The sequence below is a fragment of the Streptomyces marokkonensis genome (genome assembly GCF_039539045.1).
In the GTDB taxonomy this organism is placed as follows: Bacteria; Actinomycetota; Actinomycetes; order Streptomycetales; family Streptomycetaceae; genus Streptomyces; species Streptomyces marokkonensis.
The window spans coordinates 1-19,352 of the sequence record NZ_BAABCQ010000150.1 but is presented as its reverse complement, the minus strand read 5'-3'; the positions used below and the strand labels follow the sequence as shown (position 1 = coordinate 19,352).

17 protein-coding genes are annotated in these 19,352 nt (G+C 72.2%); 9 read left to right on the top strand and 8 right to left on the bottom strand.

Annotation, left to right across the window (positions count from 1 at the left end; translation table 11 throughout):
• The first annotated feature begins 173 nt into the window (after positions 1-173).
• A complete protein-coding gene (locus ABEA26_RS28295; protein WP_345596191.1) occupies positions 174-845 on the top strand; it encodes a response regulator transcription factor in 672 nt (223 codons plus the stop codon).
• Positions 846-952: 107 nt separating this feature from the next.
• Here the strand turns inward: ABEA26_RS28295 and ABEA26_RS28290 are convergent, their stop codons facing one another.
• On the bottom strand, positions 953-1,975 hold the full coding sequence (locus tag ABEA26_RS28290; protein WP_345596190.1) for a Gfo/Idh/MocA family protein: 1,023 nt from the start codon (positions 1,973-1,975) through the stop codon (positions 953-955).
• 128 nt (positions 1,976-2,103) lie between these two features.
• Here ABEA26_RS28290 and ABEA26_RS28285 point away from each other — a divergent pair, with 128 nt between their 5' ends.
• The 8 genes from ABEA26_RS28285 to ABEA26_RS28250 all read left to right on the top strand — a co-directional run bounded on the left by ABEA26_RS28285 (position 2,104) and on the right by ABEA26_RS28250 (position 13,481).
• Positions 2,104-2,841 (top strand): myo-inositol degradation transcriptional regulator, encoded by a 738-nt coding sequence (locus ABEA26_RS28285; protein WP_345596193.1) that lies wholly within the window; start codon positions 2,104-2,106, stop codon positions 2,839-2,841.
• Positions 2,842-3,104: 263 nt separating this feature from the next.
• Positions 3,105-4,109 carry a sugar ABC transporter substrate-binding protein gene (locus tag ABEA26_RS28280; RefSeq protein WP_345596189.1) on the top strand — a complete coding sequence of 335 codons (1,005 nt, stop codon included), beginning with the start codon at positions 3,105-3,107 and terminating at the stop codon, positions 4,107-4,109.
• Positions 4,106-5,161: an ABC transporter permease gene (locus tag ABEA26_RS28275; protein WP_345596188.1), complete on the top strand. Its 1,056-nt coding sequence runs from the start codon at positions 4,106-4,108 to the stop codon at positions 5,159-5,161. The genes ABEA26_RS28280 and ABEA26_RS28275 overlap by 4 nt, the downstream gene beginning before the upstream one ends.
• Positions 5,158-5,964, top strand: a complete 807-nt coding sequence (locus ABEA26_RS28270; RefSeq protein WP_345596187.1) for an ATP-binding cassette domain-containing protein — start codon at positions 5,158-5,160, stop codon at positions 5,962-5,964. Before ABEA26_RS28275 ends, ABEA26_RS28270 begins: the two co-directional genes overlap by 4 nt.
• A gap of 139 nt (positions 5,965-6,103) precedes the next feature.
• Positions 6,104-7,252 (top strand): ROK family glucokinase, encoded by a 1,149-nt coding sequence (locus tag ABEA26_RS28265; protein ID WP_279566026.1) that lies wholly within the window; start codon positions 6,104-6,106, stop codon positions 7,250-7,252.
• Positions 7,249-7,830 carry a sugar kinase gene (locus ABEA26_RS28260; RefSeq protein ID WP_345596186.1) on the top strand — a complete coding sequence of 194 codons (582 nt, stop codon included), beginning with the start codon at positions 7,249-7,251 and terminating at the stop codon, positions 7,828-7,830. Before ABEA26_RS28265 ends, ABEA26_RS28260 begins: the two co-directional genes overlap by 4 nt.
• Positions 7,831-7,959: 129 nt before the next feature.
• The gene (locus tag ABEA26_RS28255) at positions 7,960-10,905 is read left to right on the top strand and encodes an SNF2-related protein (RefSeq protein ID WP_345596185.1); all 2,946 of its coding nucleotides are present in this window, start codon (positions 7,960-7,962) and stop codon (positions 10,903-10,905) included.
• Positions 10,902-13,481: an SWIM zinc finger family protein gene (locus ABEA26_RS28250; RefSeq protein ID WP_345596184.1), complete on the top strand. Its 2,580-nt coding sequence runs from the start codon at positions 10,902-10,904 to the stop codon at positions 13,479-13,481. The genes ABEA26_RS28255 and ABEA26_RS28250 overlap by 4 nt, the downstream gene beginning before the upstream one ends.
• A 297-nt stretch (positions 13,482-13,778) precedes the next feature.
• On the opposite strand, the gene ABEA26_RS28245 is transcribed toward ABEA26_RS28250, so the two are convergent.
• The 7 genes from ABEA26_RS28245 to aztA all read right to left on the bottom strand — a co-directional run.
• Positions 13,779-14,141, bottom strand: coding sequence for a hypothetical protein (locus ABEA26_RS28245; RefSeq protein ID WP_345596192.1), 363 nt, complete (start codon positions 14,139-14,141; stop codon positions 13,779-13,781).
• A 5-nt stretch (positions 14,142-14,146) separates the two neighbouring features.
• Entirely contained in the window at positions 14,147-14,734 is a 588-nt protein-coding gene (locus tag ABEA26_RS28240; RefSeq protein WP_345596183.1) for an RNA polymerase sigma factor, read from the bottom strand.
• Between the two features lie 343 nt (positions 14,735-15,077).
• Complete coding sequence (locus ABEA26_RS28235) at positions 15,078-15,557, bottom strand: thioesterase family protein (RefSeq protein ID WP_345596182.1); 480 nt, start codon at positions 15,555-15,557, stop codon at positions 15,078-15,080.
• On the bottom strand, positions 15,554-16,615 hold the full coding sequence (locus ABEA26_RS28230) for a 3-hydroxyacyl-CoA dehydrogenase NAD-binding domain-containing protein (protein WP_345596181.1): 1,062 nt from the start codon (positions 16,613-16,615) through the stop codon (positions 15,554-15,556). The genes ABEA26_RS28235 and ABEA26_RS28230 overlap by 4 nt, the downstream gene beginning before the upstream one ends.
• Positions 16,616-16,643: 28 nt before the next feature.
• A complete protein-coding gene (locus ABEA26_RS28225) occupies positions 16,644-17,537 on the bottom strand; it encodes a beta-keto acid cleavage family enzyme (protein WP_345596180.1) in 894 nt (297 codons plus the stop codon).
• Between the two features lie 80 nt (positions 17,538-17,617).
• Entirely contained in the window at positions 17,618-18,475 is an 858-nt protein-coding gene (locus ABEA26_RS28220; protein WP_345596179.1) for a TetR/AcrR family transcriptional regulator, read from the bottom strand.
• Positions 18,476-18,631: 156 nt separating this feature from the next.
• Positions 18,632-19,352: zinc ABC transporter ATP-binding protein AztA (aztA, locus tag ABEA26_RS28215; protein ID WP_345596178.1), on the bottom strand; the 721-nt coding region annotated here is incomplete at its 5' end.

Genomic DNA, 19,352 nt, shown 5'->3' with positions numbered 1-19,352 from the left:
GGACGCCGCATCGTCGCCGCCGGACGGGCGGAGACACCGAACGCCTGTGGAGCGCCGGTAAGACGGGCACCCGTGCCCGCGCAGCGCGGTGAAGCAGGAAGCTCCCGGAAGGGTCACACGACCCAGGCCGGAATCCCTGGACTTCAAGCCAGGAAGCACGTCAAGTAGGCGTCATGACTGCGATCAGACTGCTCCTCGTCGACGACGACCCGCTGGTACGGGCCGGGCTGTCGTTCATGCTGGGCGGCGCCGACGACGTCGAGATCGTCGGCGAGGCCGCCGACGGCGACGAGGTCGAGGCCCTCGTCGACCGCACCCGCCCGGACGTCGTCCTCATGGACATCCGGATGCCGGTGGTGGACGGCCTGACCGCCACCGAGCGGCTGCGGGGCCGCCCGGACGCCCCGCAGGTCGTCGTGCTCACCACCTTCCACGCGGACGAGCAGGTGCTGCGTGCCCTGCGCGCCGGTGCCGCCGGGTTCGTCCTCAAGGACACCCCGCCCCCGGAGATCCTCGACGCGGTGCGCAGGGTCGCGGCCGGCGACCCCGTCCTGTCGCCCGCCGTGACCCGGCGGCTGATGGAGCACGCGGCCGACGCCGCCGCCGACACCAGACGCACACGCGCGCGTACGCGCATCGCCATCCTCAACGACCGTGAGCGTGAGGTCGCCGTCGCCGTCGGCCGGGGTATGGCCAACGCCGCCGTCGCGGCGGAACTCTTCATGAGCGTCGCCACCGTCAAGACGCACGTCTCCCGCGTCCTGGCCAAGCTCGACCTCAACAACCGGGTGCAGATCGCGCTGCTGGCGTACGACGCGGGACTTCTGGAGGAGTACGAGAAATAGGGGGGAGGCCGGGCACTGGCCGGCGGACGTACACGTTCAGCAGGAGCTCAGGAGCTCAGGAGCTCAGGAGCTCAGGGGGGCGGTCGGGGAGAGGGCGGCCCCGTCCCTCACCCCGTCGCGGGCGCCGGGGCGCCGGGGACCTCCGCCGGCCGCACCGCTCTGCGCTCGCGCCGGGAAATCTCACAGGCCTCGGCGATCCGCAGGGCCTGCAGCGCCTCGCGCCCGTCGCACGGATTGGCCCGCTCACCGCGCACCACCTCCACGAACGTGGCCAGCTCCGCCTCGTAGGCGGGCCCGAACCGCTCCACGAAGCCGGTCCACGGCTTGTCCGCGGCCGGCGGCCCGGTCGGCTCCGTCGAGGCGATCGGCGTACGGTCGTCCAGGCCCACGACGATCTGGTCCAGCTCCCCGGCCAGTTCCATGCGGACGTCGTACCCAGCGCCGTTCAGCCGCGTCGCCGTCACCGTGGCCAGCGTGCCGTCCTCCAGCGTGAGCAGCGCCGCGCCCGTGTCCACGTCGTCCGCCGCGCGGAACATCGCCGGTCCGGCGTCGGACCCGGCGGCGTACACGTCGGTGATCTCCCGGCCGGTCACCCAGCGCAGGACGTCGAAGTCGTGGATGAGCGTGTCCCGGTAGAGCCCGCCGGACTGCGGCAGGTACGCGGCCGGCGGCGGCGCCTGGTCGCTGGTCATGGCCCGGACGGTGTGCAGCCGACCGAGCCGCCCGGACCGTACCGCCTCACGGGCGCCCGTGTAGCCGGCGTCGAAGCGACGCTGGAACCCCATCTGCAGAATCGTCCCGGCGGCCTCCACCTCGGCGATCGCCTGCAGCGTGCCCGGCAGGTCCAGCGCGATGGGCTTCTCGCAGAACACCGGTAGACCCGAGCGCGCGGCCCGACCGATCAGTTCGGCGTGGGCCGGCGTCGCCGTGGTGATCACCACGGCGTCCACGCCCCACTGGAAGATCTCGTCCACTCCTGGTGCCGCCGTCTCGCCCAGCCGGTTGGCCAGGTCCTGGGCCCGCGCCAGGTCCGCGTCCGTGAGGATCAGGGATCCCACGTCGCGATGGCGGCTGAGCGTGTTGGCGTGAACGGTGCCGATGCGGCCCGTTCCGATGACCCCGATGCGCATGGAATCAAAGTGGGTCACAGCCCACGTGCTGTCAATGCGTATGTCCGGACAATCGAACTACACAACTTCCCGTCAACAGCCCACAGAGCTACGCTCGGCCCGTGCCGAAACCAGAAGTGGACCCCACCGTGTCGCTGGAGCTCAGCGTGGATCGCAGCAGCCCCGTGCCGCTGTACTTCCAGCTGTCGCAGCAGCTGGAGGCGGCGATCGAGCACGGCGCGCTGACCCCCGGCAGCCTGCTGGGCAACGAGATCGAGCTCGCCGCGCGGCTCGGCCTGTCCCGTCCCACGGTCCGACAGGCCATCCAGTCGCTCGTCGACAAGGGCCTGCTCGTGCGCCGCAGGGGGGTCGGCACCCAGGTGGTGCACAGCAAGGTCAAGCGCCCGCTCGAACTCAGCAGTCTCTACGACGACCTGGAGGCGGCGGGGCAGCGTCCGGCCACGAAGGTGCTGGTCAACACCGTCGTGCCCGCGACCGCCGAGGTCGCCGCCGCACTCGGCGTCGCCGAGGGAAGCGACGTGCACCGGGTGGAACGGCTGCGGCTGACGCACGGAGAGCCGATGGCGCATCTGTGCAACTACCTGCCGCCGGGTCTCTTCGACCTGGACACCGGGCAGCTGGAGGCCACCGGCCTGTACCGGCTGATGCGGGCCGCCGGGATCACCCTGCACAGCGCCCGCCAGTCCATCGGCGCCCGCGCCGCCACCCCCCACGAGGCCGAGCGGCTCGGCGAGGACGAGGGTGCCCCTCTGCTCACCATGGAACGCACGACGTTCGACGACACGGGACGCGCGGTCGAGTTCGGTGCGCACACCTACCGGCCGTCCCGCTACTCCTTCGAGTTCCAGCTCCTCGTACGGTCCTGACCGGGGCCGACCGGGGCCGACCGGGGCCGACCGGGGCCGACCGACGGCGCGGAGCGGCCCCGCGCCCGCCGCCCGGTACACGGCGCCTTTCGCCCTGCGAGTTCGTCGCAATGTCCGGACAATGTGACCGGCGCCTGCTCCCCGGCGCCGAGTGATCGTTCCCCATGTCGGACAATGGAGTGTTTGGGGTTTCGAGAACCCGGCCGGGGTTCCCGCGGTACCCCGGCACGCACAGCACGGCACAGCAAGAAGGGCACGGCCTCGTGGCACGGTTTCGGACCTGGGTAGGCATAGCGCTGGCAGGGGCACTGTCGGTGTCCCTGGCCGGCTGCAGCAGTACGGGCGGCAAGCGCGCCGAGGACGCCCGCAAGGCCGCGTCGGCCCAGGGGAAGGCGGCGGTGAACACGCCCCGCTGGACGTTCGCGATGATCACTCATTCAGGGGATGGCGACTCCTTCTGGGACATCGTCCAGAGCGGCGCCGAGCAGGCCGCGTTGAAGGACAACATCAACTTCCTGTACTCCCAGGACGACGAGGGCCAGCAGCAGGCGCAGCTCGTGAACGCGGCCATCGACAAGAAGGTCGACGGGATCATCGTCACCCTCGCCAAGCCGGCGGCCATGAAGTCCGCCCTGGCCCGGGCCCAGAAGGCGGGCATCCCCGTGATCACCGTGAACTCCGGCTCCGAGGAGTCCAAGGAGTTCGGCGCGCTGACCCACATCGGCCAGGACGAGACGATCGCCGGTGAGGCGGTCGGCGAGGAGCTGAACGAGCGAGGGCGCGAGCAGGCGGTCTGCGTACTGCACGAGCAGGGCAACGTCGGTCACGAGCAGCGCTGTGACGGCGTGGAGAAGAGCTTCGAGGGCAAGGTCGAGCGGCTCTACGTCAACGGCACCAGCATGCCGGACGTACAGTCCGCCCTCGAGGCCAAGCTCCAGACCGACAAGAGCGTCGACGCCGTGGTCACCCTCGGCGCTCCCTACGCCGCCACCGCGGTGAAGGCCAAGCAGGGGGCGGGCAGCAAGGCCGAGATCGACACCTTCGACCTCAACGCGAAGGTGGCCGCGGGGCTGGAGGACGGCACCCTCGGCTTCGCCGTCGACCAGCAGCCCTACCTCCAGGGCTACGAGGCGGTCGACCTGCTGTGGCTGTACAAGTACAACGCCGACGTCCTCGGTGGCGGCCGGCCGGTGCTGACCGGGCCGCAGGTCATCACCAAGGACGATGCCGCCGCGCTGGCCGACTACACGAGGCGGGGCACCCGATGAGCGCCGGTACGGACGCGGCAGCCGCCGGCCAAAGCGCTGACGAAAGGATTCTGCACGCCTCTCCGCTGCGGAAACTGCTGGGCCGCCCGGAGCTGGGCTCCGTGGTCGGCGCGATCGCGGTCTTCGTCTTCTTCGCGTTCTTCGCCGACAGCTTCCTGCGTGCCACGAGCCTCAGCACGGTGCTCTACGCCGCCTCGACGATCGGCATCATGGCCGTCCCCGTGGCGCTGCTGATGATCGGCGGCGAGTTCGACCTGTCCGCAGGCGTCATGGTCACCTCGTCGGCCCTGGTGTCGTCGATGTTCAGCTACCAGATGACCGCCAACGTCTGGGTCGGTGTCGGCGTCTCCCTGCTGGTCACCCTGGCGATCGGAGCCTTCAACGGCTTCATGCTCACCCGCACCAAGCTGCCCAGCTTCATCATCACGCTCGGCACCTTCCTGATGCTGACCGGCCTGAACCTGGGCTTCACCAAACTGATCGGCGGCACCGTCTCCACCAAGACGATCGCCGACATGGAGGGCTTCGGCTCCGCCCGTGAGGTCTTCGCCTCCACCCTCACCATCGGCGGTGTCGGCTTCAAGGTCACCATCCTGTGGTGGCTCGCCCTGGTCGCCGTCGCCAGCTGGATCCTGCTGCGCACCCGCGCCGGCAACTGGATCTTCGCCGTCGGCGGCAACCGGGACGCCGCCCGCGCGGTCGGCGTCCCGGTCAACAGGACGAAGATCGGCCTGTACATGGGAGTGGCCCTCGGCGCCTGGATCTCTGGCCAGCACCTGCTCTTCTCCTACGACGTCGTCCAGTCCGGCGAGGGCGTCGGCAACGAGCTCATCTACATCATCGCGGCCGTCATCGGGGGCTGTCTGATCACCGGCGGTTACGGCAGCGCCGTCGGCTCGGCGGTCGGCGCCCTCATCTTCGGCATGACCAGCAAGGGCATCGTCTTCGCCGAGTGGAACCCCGACTGGTTCAAGTTCTTCCTCGGAGCGATGCTGCTCCTCGCGACCCTGCTCAACGCCTGGGTCCGCAAGCGGGCGGAGGCCACCAAGTGACGCAGACCGAAAGCGGTACGCCGCGCAGTCGCACGGCGCTCGTCGAGCTGTCCGACGTCAGCAAGAACTACGGGAGCGTCCGTGCCCTGGAGGGGGTGTCGCTGGAGGTGCACGCGGGTGACATCACCTGTGTGCTCGGCGACAACGGCGCCGGCAAGTCGACGCTCATCAAGATCATTTCCGGCCTGCACCAGCATGACGGCGGGGCACTGAGCCTCGACGGCGAGGAGACCCGACTTTCCTCTCCGCGCGAGGCCCTGGACCGCGGCATCGCCACCGTCTACCAGGACCTGGCCGTCGTCCCCCTCATGCCGGTCTGGCGCAACTTCTTCCTCGGCTCCGAGCCGCGCAAGGGCGTCGCCCCGTTCAAACGCATGGACGTCGACCACATGCGCCGCACCACTCGCGCGGAACTCCTCCGCATGGGCATCGACCTGCGCGACGTCGACCAGCCCATCGGCACTCTCTCCGGCGGCGAGCGCCAGTGCGTGGCGATCGCCCGCGCGGTGCACTTCGGCGCGAAGGTACTGGTACTGGACGAGCCGACGGCGGCGCTGGGCGTGAAGCAGTCGGGCGTGGTCCTGAAGTACGTGGCGGCGGCACGGGACCAGGGGCTGGGTGTGGTCCTCATCACCCACAACCCGCACCACGCGTACCTGGTGGGCGACCGGTTCGTGCTGCTGAAGCGGGGCACGATGGTGGGCAACTACACCCGTGACGATGTCACCCTGGACGAGCTGACGACGCAGATGGCGGGCGGAACGGAGCTGGACGATCTACGCCACGAACTGCGACGCCGATAAGGGGCGCGGGGCTGTGCCGATCTGCGTCTCCGCCGCGTGGCCGCGACCAGCCACGACGTACCGGGACCCGGCAACGCGTCGTTCCACCCTCCCCGGTCCATTCGGCTCCCGGCGTGAGCGTGCGGCACAATCGCACCCGATGAGCACCTACCGCGACTTCACCGCCCCCATCGGCTCCCGCCGCGCCCCGGTCCTGCGCACCGTGGGTACGAGGGAACGCCGCTCGCACCTCACGGCACCCCGTGTGCCGACGGTCGGAATCGACATCGGCGGTACGAAAGTCATGGCGGGGGTCGTGGACGCCGACGGCAACATCCTGGAGAAGCTCCGCACGGAGACCCCCGACAAGTCCAAGAGTCCCAAGGTCGTCGAGGACACCATCGTCGAACTGGTCCTGGACCTCTCCGACCGGCACGACGTGCACGCCGTCGGCATCGGCGCGGCCGGCTGGGTCGACGCCGACCGCAACCGGGTGCTGTTCGCCCCCCACCTGTCCTGGCGAAACGAACCGCTGCGCGACCGCATCGCCGGCCGTCTCGCGGTCCCCGTCCTGGTGGACAACGACGCCAACACCGCCGCCTGGGCCGAGTGGCGCTTCGGCGCCGGCCGTGGCGAGGACCACCTCGTCATGATCACGCTCGGCACCGGCATCGGCGGCGCGATCCTGGAGGACGGCCAGGTCAAACGAGGCAAGTACGGGGTCGCCGGAGAGTTCGGCCACATGCAGGTCGTCCCCGGCGGCCACCGCTGCCCGTGCGGCAACCGCGGCTGCTGGGAGCAGTACAGCTCCGGGAACGCCCTGGTCAGGGAGGCCCGCGAGCTGGCCGCCGCCGACTCGCCGGTGGCGTACGGGATCATCGAGCACGTCAAGGGCAGCATCGGCGACATCACCGGCCCGATGATCACCGAGCTGGCCCGCGACGGCGACGCCATGTGCGTCGAGCTGCTCCAGGACATCGGGCAGTGGCTCGGTGTCGGCATCGCGAACCTCGCCGCGGCCCTCGACCCGTCCTGCTTCGTGATCGGCGGCGGGGTCAGCGCCGCCGACGACCTGCTGATCGGCCCCGCGCGCGACGCCTTCAAGCGCCAGCTCACCGGCCGCGGCTACCGACCCGAGGCGCGGATCGTCCGCGCCCAGCTCGGCCCCGAGGCCGGCATGGTGGGCGCCGCCGACCTGTCCCGGCTGGTCGCCCGCCGGTTCCGCCGCGCCAAGCGGCGCCGGGTCGAGCGGTACGAGCGCTACGAGCGGTACGCGGAGGCCCGCCGCACGTCCGGGGAGTCGCTGTGACGGATTCCCTGCCTCACCAGGCCGGGCCTCCGGAGGACCCCGGCCCCCCGGCGGAGGGCCGTCGGCGCATGATCCGCCGCCGGTCGCTCACCCTGCTCACCATCGTGCTGCTCATCGGCATCCCGGCCGGCTACCTCGTGATCTCCGCCAACCAGAGCCGCGACAGCGGCAGGGAGAAGGAGGCGAAGTACGCGGCTACCGGCATGACGGAGGGCTGGCCGTCCAAGCTGCAGCGCCGCATCTACGAGCTGCCCGTCCCGGTCCCGTCCGACGAGGTCGCGTACTACGAGACGAACAACTGGAAGACCAGCCGCCTCTACGTCCAGTTCGAGACCACCGGCGCCGGTCTGGACGCCTTTCTGGCGGGACTGGGCGTCGACCGGGACGCACTGGAGAAGGGCAGGATCGCCATCAGCGACCGTGCCCAGCAGATCACCGGCTGGGAGTTCGGCGGGTCCGGCGCCTGGTGGGGCCTCGTCAACGAGCAGCCGAACCCGGCGCCCACCCACGACGTCGTCGTGAACATGCACAACCCGGACTACCCGATGGTGTACGTCGTCTCACGCACGGTTCCCTGACCGCGCACGCACGCACGCACGCACGCGCGTAGGCCGTGCCCCGGCAGGCCGCCGGGGCCGATTGTCAGACCCCGCCCGTAGAGTCGAAGACATCTGATGCCACATGCGGGCGAGGGGGTGACAGGACGTATGAACGACATGGCCGTGGTGGGCCCGGTCGCCGCCGGACGAGCGGGGGAGCGGGGAGGGACGAGGCGGTCGGAGGGGCTCGTTCCGTCCGTCCCCGTCCGGCTCGCGGCGGTCTTCCTGCCCGCGCCGCTTCCGCGCGACGGGCGGATCGCCTTCTGGGACCCCGCGGACGGGCCCGTCACCGCGGTCGTCCCCGGGGACGGGGCCGCCGAAGACGGTGCCCGGCCCGCCGGGGTCACAGAGCTCACCGTCGTCCGGCGACACGGTGCCGGTGTGCGGCGCAGGACCACGCCCGCGCTGTCGTTGCCCCTTGGCGAGGCACTGCCCCTCCTGGTGAGCGCCCGGCACGACCCGGCCGCCCACCCGGCCACCGCGTGCTGGGGTGCCGCGGCCCTGCACGCCCTGCGGCTCACCGCACGCGGCCGACTGCTGCCCGGCCTGACGGCGACCGGTCACGACGCCTGGCGGGCCGGCCCACTGGAGCCCGACGACATCGCGCACCTGCGCGCGGTGGCCGCCGCACTGCCTCCGGAGGGTCACGCGGTCCCCCTGGAGGGCCTGGGCCCGATCCGGCTGCCGGAGCCGGAGGCACTCGTACGCGCCTTCCTGGACGCGGTCGCCGACACCCTGCCGCGCACCCCGGCCGCGCCCCACGCCTCGGGCCGGTCCTTCGCCGCACGCGCGGCCCAGCACCTGCCCGACGCACACGGCTGGGCGGCGGAGGTCGCCGCCGGCATGGACGCGGGCGTGCGGATCTCGCTCCGATTGGACCTGTCGGCGTACGACCTGTTCGACGGGCACGAAGCCACGGCCGGAGAAGGCGGCGGCAACGGCGGTGCGCGCAGTGCGGGGGCGGCGGTCGTCCAGGTGCACAGCCTCGCCGACCCCCTCCTGGTGGCCGACGCGGCGGACCTGTGGTCGGGGGCCGCCGACGCCGCGTTCGGTCCCCGCGCGCGCGTGGACGCCGCCCTCGCGGTGCGGCGCGCGACGCGGGTCTGGCCGCCGCTCGACCGGCTCACCGAGCAGGACGCGCCCGACGTCCTCAGCCTGTCCGAGGAGGAGGTCGTCGACCTGCTGGGCGTGGCGGCCGGCCGGCTCTCCGCCGCCGGCGTCGCCGTGCACTGGCCCCGCGACCTGGCCCAGGACCTCACCGCGACCGCGGTGGTCCGGACCGCGCCCGGCTCCTCGACCGACGGCACGGGCTTCTTCGAGAGCGAGGACCTCCTCCAGTTTCGCTGGCAGCTGGCGATCGGCGGCGACCCGCTCACCGAGGCCGAGATGGACACCCTGGCGGAGGCGCACCGCCCGGTCGTCCGGCTCCGCGACCGGTGGGTGCTGGTCGACCCGGCCCTCGTACACCGCGCCCGCAAGCGCGACCTCGGCCTGCTCGACCCGGTCGACGCCCTGTCCGTCGCCCTCACCGGCAGCGCCGAGGCCGACGGCGAGACGGTGGACGTGGTGCCGGTCGGCGCGCTGGCCGCCCTGCGCGACCGCCTCACAGCCGGTGTCCGCCCCGCCGAACCGCCGCCCGGCCTGCACGCCACCCTCCGGGACTACCAGCTGCGCGGCCTGGCCTGGCTCGACCTCATGACCTCCCTCGGCCTCGGCGGCTGCCTCGCCGACGACATGGGCCTCGGCAAGACGGTCACCGTCATCGCCCTGCACCTCAAACGGGCGCGCACCGAACCGACCCTGGTGGTCTGCCCCGCCTCCCTGCTGGGCAACTGGCAGCGGGAGATCACCCGGTTCGCGCCCGGCGCCCCCGTCCGCCGCTTCCACGGCCCCGATCGCACCCTGGACGGCCTGACCGGCGGTTTCGTCCTCACCACGTACGGCACGATGCGCTCCGCCGCGGCCACACTGGCCGAGCACCACTGGGGCATGGTCGTCGCGGACGAGGCGCAGCACGTCAAGAACCCGTACTCGGCGACGGCGAAGGCCCTGCGCACCATCCCGTCCCCCGCGCGCGTGGCGCTGACCGGCACGCCGGTGGAGAACAACCTCTCCGAGCTGTGGGCACTGCTCGACTGGACCACCCCGGGGCTCCTCGGCCCCCTCAAGTCCTTCCGCGCCCGGCACGCGCGCGCGGTGGAGAACGGCGAGGACGAGGAGGCGGTGGAGCGCCTCGCCAGTCTGATCCGCCCCTTCCTGCTGCGCCGCAAGAAGTCCGATCCGGGTATCGTCCCGGAGCTGCCGCCGAAGACGGAGACGGATCACCCCGTCCCGCTCACCCGTGAACAGGCCGCGCTGTACGAGGCGGTGGTGCGCGAGTCGATGCTCGCCATCGAGTCGGCCGAGGGCATGGGCCGCCGAGGCCTGGTGCTCAAGCTCCTGACCTCGCTGAAGCAGATCTGCGACCACCCCGCGTTGTTCCTGAAGGAGGAGCACTCGCCGGGCGGCGCCGACCGGCTCACTGCCCGCTCCGGCAAACTCGCCCTGTTGGACGAGCTGTTGGACACGCTGCTCGCGGAAGACGGTTCGGCCCTCGTCTTCACGCAGTACGTCGGCATGGCCCGGCTCATCACCGCCCATCTGACCGCCCGCGCGGTCCCGGTCGATTTGCTGCACGGCGGTACGCCGGTGCCGGAACGCGAGAACATGGTGGACCGTTTCCAGAGCGGGGCCACGCCCGTCCTCGTCCTGTCCCTGAAGGCCGCCGGCACCGGTCTGAACCTCACCCGCGCGGGCCACGTCGTGCACTTCGACCGCTGGTGGAACCCGGCCGTCGAGGAACAGGCCACCGACCGGGCCTACCGCATCGGCCAGACCCAGCCGGTCCAGGTCCACCGCCTCATCACCGAGGGCACGGTCGAGGACCGCATCGCCGAGATGCTCCAGTCCAAGCGGGCCCTGGCCGACGCGGTCCTCGGCTCCGGCGAGGCGGCCCTCACCGAACTGACCGCCCGTGAACTGTCCGACCTGGTGTCCCTGCGGAGGCCGTCATGACTCCCCGGCCCGCCGACGAGGCCCGGCGCGCCCTGCGCGAGGCTCGTGAGCGCGGTGAGGGGGCGGCGCCGGGCCCCACCGCCGGTGCCGACGTCCATGCCGGGTCCACGGACCGCGAGCCGGCGCGGGAACACGGACGGGATCTGAGCCGGGACCACGAGCGGACCGAGGACCACGAGCGGACCGAGGACGCCGACCGGGCCGAGGACGCCGACCGGGCCGAGGACGCCGACCGGGCCGAGAGGCAGGGCCGCGGCCACGACAGGACCGAGGGGCAGGGCCGGGGCCACGACCGGACCGAGGCGCAGGGTCGGACCGAGGACGCGCACCGGGCCGAGGGGCGGGGCCGGGTCCCGGACCGTGGGCGGAAGAAGCCGGAGGAGCGCCCCGGGGATGTCGCACGCGCGGCGCTGCGCAGCGCGCGGACCGCACGGCACGTGGGCGCGGACGGAGGCCCCGGCGGCACGGACGGGGAGAGCGGAAGCCCTCGAGGCGCGAAAGGGGCGAAACGGGACTCGTCCGCGGCCGCCGTCGCGGACCCTTTCGGGGGCGTGACCGCGTACGGCCCGCCGGGCGCACCCGGCACTCCGCGCGGCGAAGCGGACCTGTCCGCAGCGGGGATTCGGCCTGCCGGGCCGACCGCTCCCGACGGAACAACAGCCTCTGCCCGGGCGAACCACTCCGACGAGGCGGCGGTACCTTCCGTGGATCCGACGTCCCCACCCGGTGGGGCGAGCGTCCCCGACCCGGCCCACCTTCCTGCCGACGCGACCCCCGCGGCCCGCCCCGGCCCCGCGGATGGGGGCGACGGACGACCGGCGGACGTGGCGCGTGAGGCGTTGCGGGCGGCTCGTCGGCAGGCGAAGTCGGACACCGCGGTCAACGGCACGGCGAACACACGGCGACTGTCCCGCTCGGCCGGTCGGCCGCAGGGGGCCGTCGGCGGTCCGCGCACCGCCGACGCCCGCGCCCTGGCCGTGCGCGACTTCGTCGCGGGCGCGTTCCGGCTGCCGCCGGAGACGGATCCGGCCGGGGACCCACTGTCCGTCGCGGATCCCGTCGCAGATCCCACCGGTGGACCCGCAGGTGGCGGCTCCGCCAAGAGCCCGGCGGCTCCCCACCCGCACCCGGCCCCGTCGGGCTCGTACGACACCCCCGGATCTCCCACGTCCGCCGCCGACGAGCCGTGGCCCTCACCCGCATCGTCACAGGAGCCACCGCCTCCACCGACCCCACGGCCGCAGGAGCCGCACCCGGTGGCGCACGGCCAGGCCTTCTCCACACCGCCCGCGGAGCCCCGTACGCCCCGCTCGATGGCGGCCCCGGGCCGCGACGGCGAGCTCCGTCGTACCTTCCCCGCCCTCCCGCCCCGGGCGACGGCGGACGCGGGCCTCGCCGGCACGTGGTGGGGGAACGCGTGGGTGACCGCGTTGGAAGAGGGCGCCCTGGACGCCGCGCGGCTCGCCAGAGGGCGTGGATACGCCGAACGGGGACACGTCGACGCCGTCACCGTGACGCCCGGCCTGGTCCTCGCCTATGTACAGGGCAGCCGGCCCCGGCCGTACCGCGTGCAGGTGCGGCTGCGCACGCTGGACGACGCCGACTGGGAGCGGTTCCTGGACACCGCCGTGGAGAGGCCCGGGCACATCGCTGCCCTCCTCGACAAGGAGCTGCCCCACTCCCTGGCCGACTGCGGCGTCCCTCTGCTCCCCGGCCCCGGCGACCTCGCTCCGCAGTGCAGCTGCCCCGACTCCGGACATCCCTGCAAGCACGCCGCCGCCCTCTGCTACCAGACGGCACGGCTGCTCGACGCCGACCCCTTCGTCCTGCTCCTGCTCCGCGGCCGGGGCGAACGCGAGCTGCTCGACGCCCTGTCCCGGCTGAACGCCGCCCGCGCGGCCCGCGCCGCCCAGGACCGCGGACCGGCCTCCCTGCCCGGTGTCCGAGCGGGCGAGGCCCTGAGCGCGCGTGCCCTGCCGTCCCTCCCGGCGCCGCTGCCCGCGCCCCCGCATCCCGAACAGCCCCCGGCCTACCCGGCGGCACCGGGCGGCCCCGACCCCTTCGCGCTGGACCAGCTGGCCACCGACGCCGCCGCCCGCGCCCACACTCTGCTCACCACGGGCCGCGACCCGGTCGGGGGGCTGACGCTGTGGCAGGATGCCGTCCGCCTCGCCGCGGCCCGCCCCGGCTCCGGCCTCACCGCCGGCACCCGGGCGCTCTACGCGTCCCTCGCCAAGGCCGCCGGCCGCGATACGGCGGAGCTGGCGCGCGCCGTGGCCGCCTGGCGGCAGGGCGGTCCGGAGGGACTCGACGTCCTGGAGGAGCCCTGGGACCCGCCGGCCGGGCGCTTCGACCGGGCCCGCCCGCTGCTGCTCGCCGCCGACCTCCCCGCCTTCCGTCCTTGGCGCAACCGCCTCACCCACCCCCGGGGCCATGTCCAGCTCAGGCTCGGCCGGGCGGGGCTCTGGTACGCGTACGAGTCGGAACCCGGCCGCGACGACTGGTGGCCGCGCGGCACCCCCGACCTCGATCCGGTCGGTGCCCTGACGGGCCTCGGCACGCCGGGCGACATCTGACCGGCGGACCATTGCCGGGAGCCCGGCCCCCCGGAGGCCCGGAGACCCACAACCGGCGGCCGCGGGGATTCGGTCAGGGCCCGGTTTCGGTGACGGCGGCGAGCCCCAGTTCGCCGAACGGTATCTGCGGATTCGAGGACCGGTAGTTCAGGGTCGGGACGAGTTCCCGCTCTTTGATGCAGAGAATGACCTTGATGAGAGCACCCAGAGCCGACGCTTCCAAGGGGTCGCCGACCCGGGTTCCCGATCCGTGGACTCGGGCGCCGACGGGACGGGCGCGCGCGGGCCGGCGTCCGGTCACCGGGAAGCGGCCGGAACCCGGTGCCGTGTCGGTTCCTCCGCGGTCTTCTCGGCCGGCTGCGCCTTGGTGAGTGTGCAGACGCCGTCCGCACACTCACGCTCCAGACGGCCCCGGGAGATGGTCTGCATCAGACCGACCATCCAGCAGGTGGGGCAGCCGCGGAAGGCGATCAGGGCCAACGGCGCCGCCAGCAGGGCGGCCGGGCCGACCACGGGCACCAGGGCGATCGAGCCGACGATCACACCGATTCCGATGACACCGCGCGCCAGATGGCGCGGGACGGACTTGCTGGAGAAGTCCTGCCCGGACGTCGCGGTTTCTGGGGTGGCCCGGCCCTTCGTGTGCTGCGCGGGTTTCATGGTGTTCACGGTCGTCGGTCTCCTCCGGCTGGTCGGTCGATGGCTTGATCGGGTGCATGGTCGGTCACCGCAAGTGAGTGACGCAGTGCCGCACGCGCTCTGTGCAGCCGCGACTTCATCGCGGCGTTGCTCAGACCGAGTGAGCGGGCAACAGTTCTGCCGGGCAGCCCCTGTACGTCCCGCATGATCAGGACCTGCCGCTGGTCACGGGGAAGGGCGCTGACCGCGGTCGCGATCCGCTCCACCTCCAGACTGTGCAGCACCTCGTCCTCGGCGGACGGTTCCGGTTCGGCCGGCGCCTCGTTGGTCCACGAGACGAGCAGCCGTACCTGCCGGAGGCATTCGTTGCGCACGATGCGGAACATCCATGAAGCGAGCGCGCCGGTGGCCCGCAGGGTACCGATCTTCCGGTACAGGATGATCAGCGCCTCCTGCGCGGCGTCCTCCGCGTCCTGCGGCGAGGCGCACAGCGAGATGGCGAACTTGCGCACATGAGGCTGCGATTCCATGACGACGGTGGTGAGTGAAGTGACGTCACCGTCCTGAGCGGCCTTGATCAGTCGCTCGTCCGGCCAGGAGAAGCGTTGGTTCATGTGCTACTCATACCCGTGCGGCGCCCCGCGCGCAGGCGTTGGTCAGCCTCGGCTCTTGTAGCGCCGCATCAGGTGCCAGCTGCACGCGCCCACGAGCAGGGCTCCGATCACTACGAGGCCAGTGACCATCATTGGTGCTCCTCCTGGTTCTGTCGGCCCGTTCGGCCGGTACACAGACAAGAGGAGGGAAGGTCCGGAAAGGATTCACCTTCCGCCGAAGTTTTTTCCGGACCGTGCGTGACCCCGCTCGTGGTGGCGGTGGCGGTGGCGGTGGCGGCGGTGACGAGGCACGAAGGGCCCGACACGTGGTCGGGCCCTCGTACGCGTCGAGCTCTCGTACGCGTCAGACCACGGCGGGGATCGAGCGGCCCGCCCAGTCCGGCGCCGGTTCGGTCAGTTCCGTGAAGCGGTGCCGGACCGAGACCGGGAACTCGGTGGCCCGGCCCGCCTGCTGGTCGACGTGGACCGCGAGCAGTTCGGTCGTCGCCACAGGGGTCGCGTCGGGCGTCGGTTCCGACTCCGGTTCGGACACCACGTACATCTCGTGCACGAAGCGCGCCTTGCGCGCCGCTGCTCCCAGAACGCGTGAACGGACGGTCAGATGGGCGGCCTCGGGCACGTCCCGGAGGAAGCGGATGTGCGACTCGACCGTGTAGAGGGAGCAGCCCGTGGACTCGCGGTAGCCGGAGCCCAGGCCTGTCCCGATCATCAGCGCGTCCGTGGCGTGACCGAAGACGAGGACGTAGAAGGCCTCGCTCATATGGCCGTTGTAGTCGATCCACTCCGGGCGGACCGTGCTGTGGAACAGAGGGAGCCTCGTCATCGGGAGCCCTCCTCGCGACCCAGGCGACCGGTGGCGCGCAGTACTTCGATGACACCCCGGTCGCGTTCGGCCACCAGGTCCGCCATGGAACGGCCGTCCGCCGCCTCGTCGCAGCCCGCGACCACGGCGTCGTACAGCTCCTTGTCCAGCTCCGGCGCTTCGAGGCGCGTCCACGGCGACTTCAGGGACGGGCCGAAGTGGTCCAGCATGTGCGCCATGCCACCCTCGCCGCCCGCGAGCGCGAACGTCAGCATCGGCCCCATCACCGCCCAGCGCAGTCCGGGACCCTCGGTGATCGACAGGTCGATGTCCCGGACCGTCGCCTCGCCGCTCGCGACCATGTGCAGCGCTTCACGCCACAGGGCCTCCTGAAGGCGGTTCGCGATGAAGCCCGGTACCTCGTTGTCCATCGTGATGACGGACTTGCCCGCGACCTCGTAGAAGCGGGAGGCCCAGGCGACCGCCGTCGCGTCGGTGCGCCTGCCGCCGACGACCTCGACGAGCGGGATGAGATAGGGCGGGTTGAACGGGTGGCCGACGACCAGGCGCGACGGGTTGGCGGCCGTCGTCTGCATGTCGGTCATCGGATAGCCGGAGGTGGAGGAGGCGATGACGACGCCGGGCGGTGTCGCCGTGTCCAGGCGGGCCAGCAGGTCGCGCTTGAGGTCGAGCTTCTCGGGCGCGCTCTCCTGGACGAACTCGGCGTCCGCCACGGCTTGTTCGAGAGTGTCGGTCACGGTGAGCCGGTCGGTCGACGCGCCCTCGGCGAGGCCGAGCAGGGTGAGCGCCGGCCACGCGGCGTCGACCAGGCGGCGCAGCTTCCGTCCGGCGTCGGGCGCCGGGTCCCAGGCGGTCACGTCGTAGCCGCGCGCCAGGAAGTGGGCGACCCAGCCGCCCCCGATGACTCCGGCGCCGACGCAGGCGACCCGGCGGACGTTCTCCGGTGGGGTGATCCCCGACGATGCCGTCATCGGTGACACAGCCTTGGGTGACGCAGTGCTGGGTGACCCCGTCTTCGGTGTCGTCGGCTCGGGCGCGGTCGGCTCGGGTGAGGTCATGAGAGGGATCCTTCGTCGTCGCTGCGGGCTACTTGCGCGGCTTGAGGCCGAGAGTGGCGCGGGCCTCGTCCGCTGTCGCGACGCGTGCGCCGATCGACTCGGTGAGGGTCACGGCCCGCTCGACGAGCTGGGCGTTGGTCGCCTTGTTGCCCTTGCCGAGGTACAGGTTGTCCTCCAGGCCCACACGGACGTGGCCGCCGAGCAGGATCGACTGCGCGACCCACGGCATCTGCATCCGCCCGAGCGCGAAGCTCGCCCAACGCGCTCCGTCCGGCAGCATGTTGACCATCGACTGGAGCACTCCGGGATCCGCCGGCGCGCCCCACGGGACGCCCATGCACAGCTGGAACACGGTCGGATCGTCGAGCAGGCCTTCCGCGAGCAGCTGCTTGGCGAACCAGAGCTGACCCGTGTCGAAGATCTCCAGCTCGGGCCGCACGCCCAGTTCCTGGATGCGCCGCGCGCCCGCGCGAAGCATGTCGGGCGTCGAGACGTAAAGGTTCGAGCCGTCGCCGAAGTTGAGCGAGCCGCAGTCCAGCGTGCAGATGTCGGGAAGCAGGTCCTCGACGTGTGGAAGGCGCTCCAGACCGCTGACGAGGTCGGTGCCGGGGAGGTGGGTGAGCGGGTCGTCCGGGTCGATGACCAGGTCGCCGCCCATGCCGGCGGTGAGGTTGATGACGACGTCGGTGCCGGTCTCCTTGACGCGCTCGACCACCTCCCGGTACAGCTTCGGGTCGCGGGACGGATCGCCGGTCTCCGGGTCGCGTACGTGGATGTGGACGACGGCCGCTCCGGCGGCGGCCGCCTCCACGGCGTTCCGCGCTATCTGCTCCGGGGTGACGGGGACGTGGGGGCTCTTGCGGACGGTGTCGCCGGCGCCTGTGAGCGCGCAGGTGATGATGACGTTCTCGGTCACGGGCATGCGGGGGCCTCCCGGAATCTTGCCGCTCCGGCGATGGCGGAGCGGGGGCGGGGCAGGGGTGGGGTTCTGGTGATTTCTGGCTACGGGGCCAGGATCGTGTGGGTGACGTGGGTGGTCAGCGCCGCGTGCATCGCGTCCGCGGCGCCGGCGGACGACGGCCCGCTCACCGAGAGGACGTGTGTCGCCAGGCCGTCGATCAGAGCGGTCAGCGTCAGTGCCGCGGCCTGCGGATCGATCCCGGCGCGGAACACGCCCTGTCCGATCCCTCGGCGTACGACGTCGGCGACTGTGTCCCGCCACTGCCGGTAGTACTCGGAGTGCAGTCGGCCCACCGTCGTGGAGCGTGCGGCCTCGGCCCACAGGTCGAGCCACACCGCCCACTGGCGGCGCTGCTGCGCGGTGCGCGGCGTCTGCAGTGCGATGAGCTGGCGAAGTTCCGCCGCCGCGTCGTCCGCCTCGGCGAGACGGGCGGCACGGTGTGCGGTGTCCTCGTCCATGCACCAGCGCACGGCCGCCTCCAGGAGCTCGGCGCGGCCCGGGAAGTGGTAGTGGATCGCGGCGCTGCTGGTGGCGCAGGCGCGGGCGATGTCGGCGACCCGCACCGCGTGGAAGCCGTGCTCCGCGATCAGCCGGACCGTCTCGCGGACGATTTGCAGCGGTCGCCCGCCCTCGATGTCGGCGATCGGCGCGGCGTCCTTCTCGCGGGGCCGGGTGCCGAGCAGCAGGCCCACGTCGACCCGCCCCTCGTCGGCGATCCGTGCCAGTTCCGCGGCCGTGAAGCGGCGGGTGCCGCTCAGCGAACGCGAGAGTTTGGACGGATCCATGACGACACGGCGTGCGAACTCGCGCTGGCTCACGCCCGCGGCCGCGATGACCTCGCGGACGCGGGTGGCGGTGTCGGCGTTCGGCGCACCTTCGAGTGCATCGTCGGTTTCCACAGGCACGACCTTAGAAGCGTGTTGCGAAAAACGCAACAGCCTTGAGAGAGAACACGCTGGTGAACGCAGTGATTGAGATCCTGACTGGTGCGCCGGTCAGAAGTGCCACGTCCAGTGACTCGATCACCTTGGTGCCTGCCGACACGGCGGGGTGCTTCACGCCGGCTGCCAGATCCGGGACAGTGCCGTCGGGGTGAGTACCTGGTCGGGCGGGCCCTGCCCGACCAGCCGTCCGTCACTGAGGAGCATGCAGGCGTCGGCCGAGCGGGCGGCCTCCAGGTCGTGCGTGGCCTGGACGACGGTCGTGCCGTCGGCGACCAGCTCGGTCAGCAGCGATGTGATCCGCTCCCGGGCCTCGGGGTCCAGTCCGGTGGTCGGCTCGTCCAGGAGCAGGAGGTCGGACTGCTGGGCGAGGCCCTGGGCGATGAGGACGCGCTGACGTTGCCCACCGGACAACTCGCCCAGCTGGCGGGCGGCGAGGTCGGCGACGCCCAGGCGTTCCATGGAGGAGTCGACCACGGTCCGGTCCTGCCGGGTCAGTCGCTGCCGCAGCCCTCGCTCTTCCCAACGAGCCATCTCCACGGTCTGCCGTGCCGTGAGGGGCAGTGCGTCGCCGACGGCGCCGCGCTGCGGGACGAAGGCCGGCGGCCGGCCTTGCGCGTACCGGAGCTGACCGGATGTGGCGTCGATCACGCCGGCGAGGACACCGAGCAGCGTGGACTTCCCGCTGCCGTTGGGGCCGATCAACGCCGTCATGGCCAAGGCCGGGATGTGCGAGCTGAGTTGGCGGAGCACTGGACGGCCGGGATAGCCCGCGTCCAGGCCGTCGAACCGGACGCGCTCGTTCCTCGGTTCGTCGCCGGACGGCGCCGGTGGG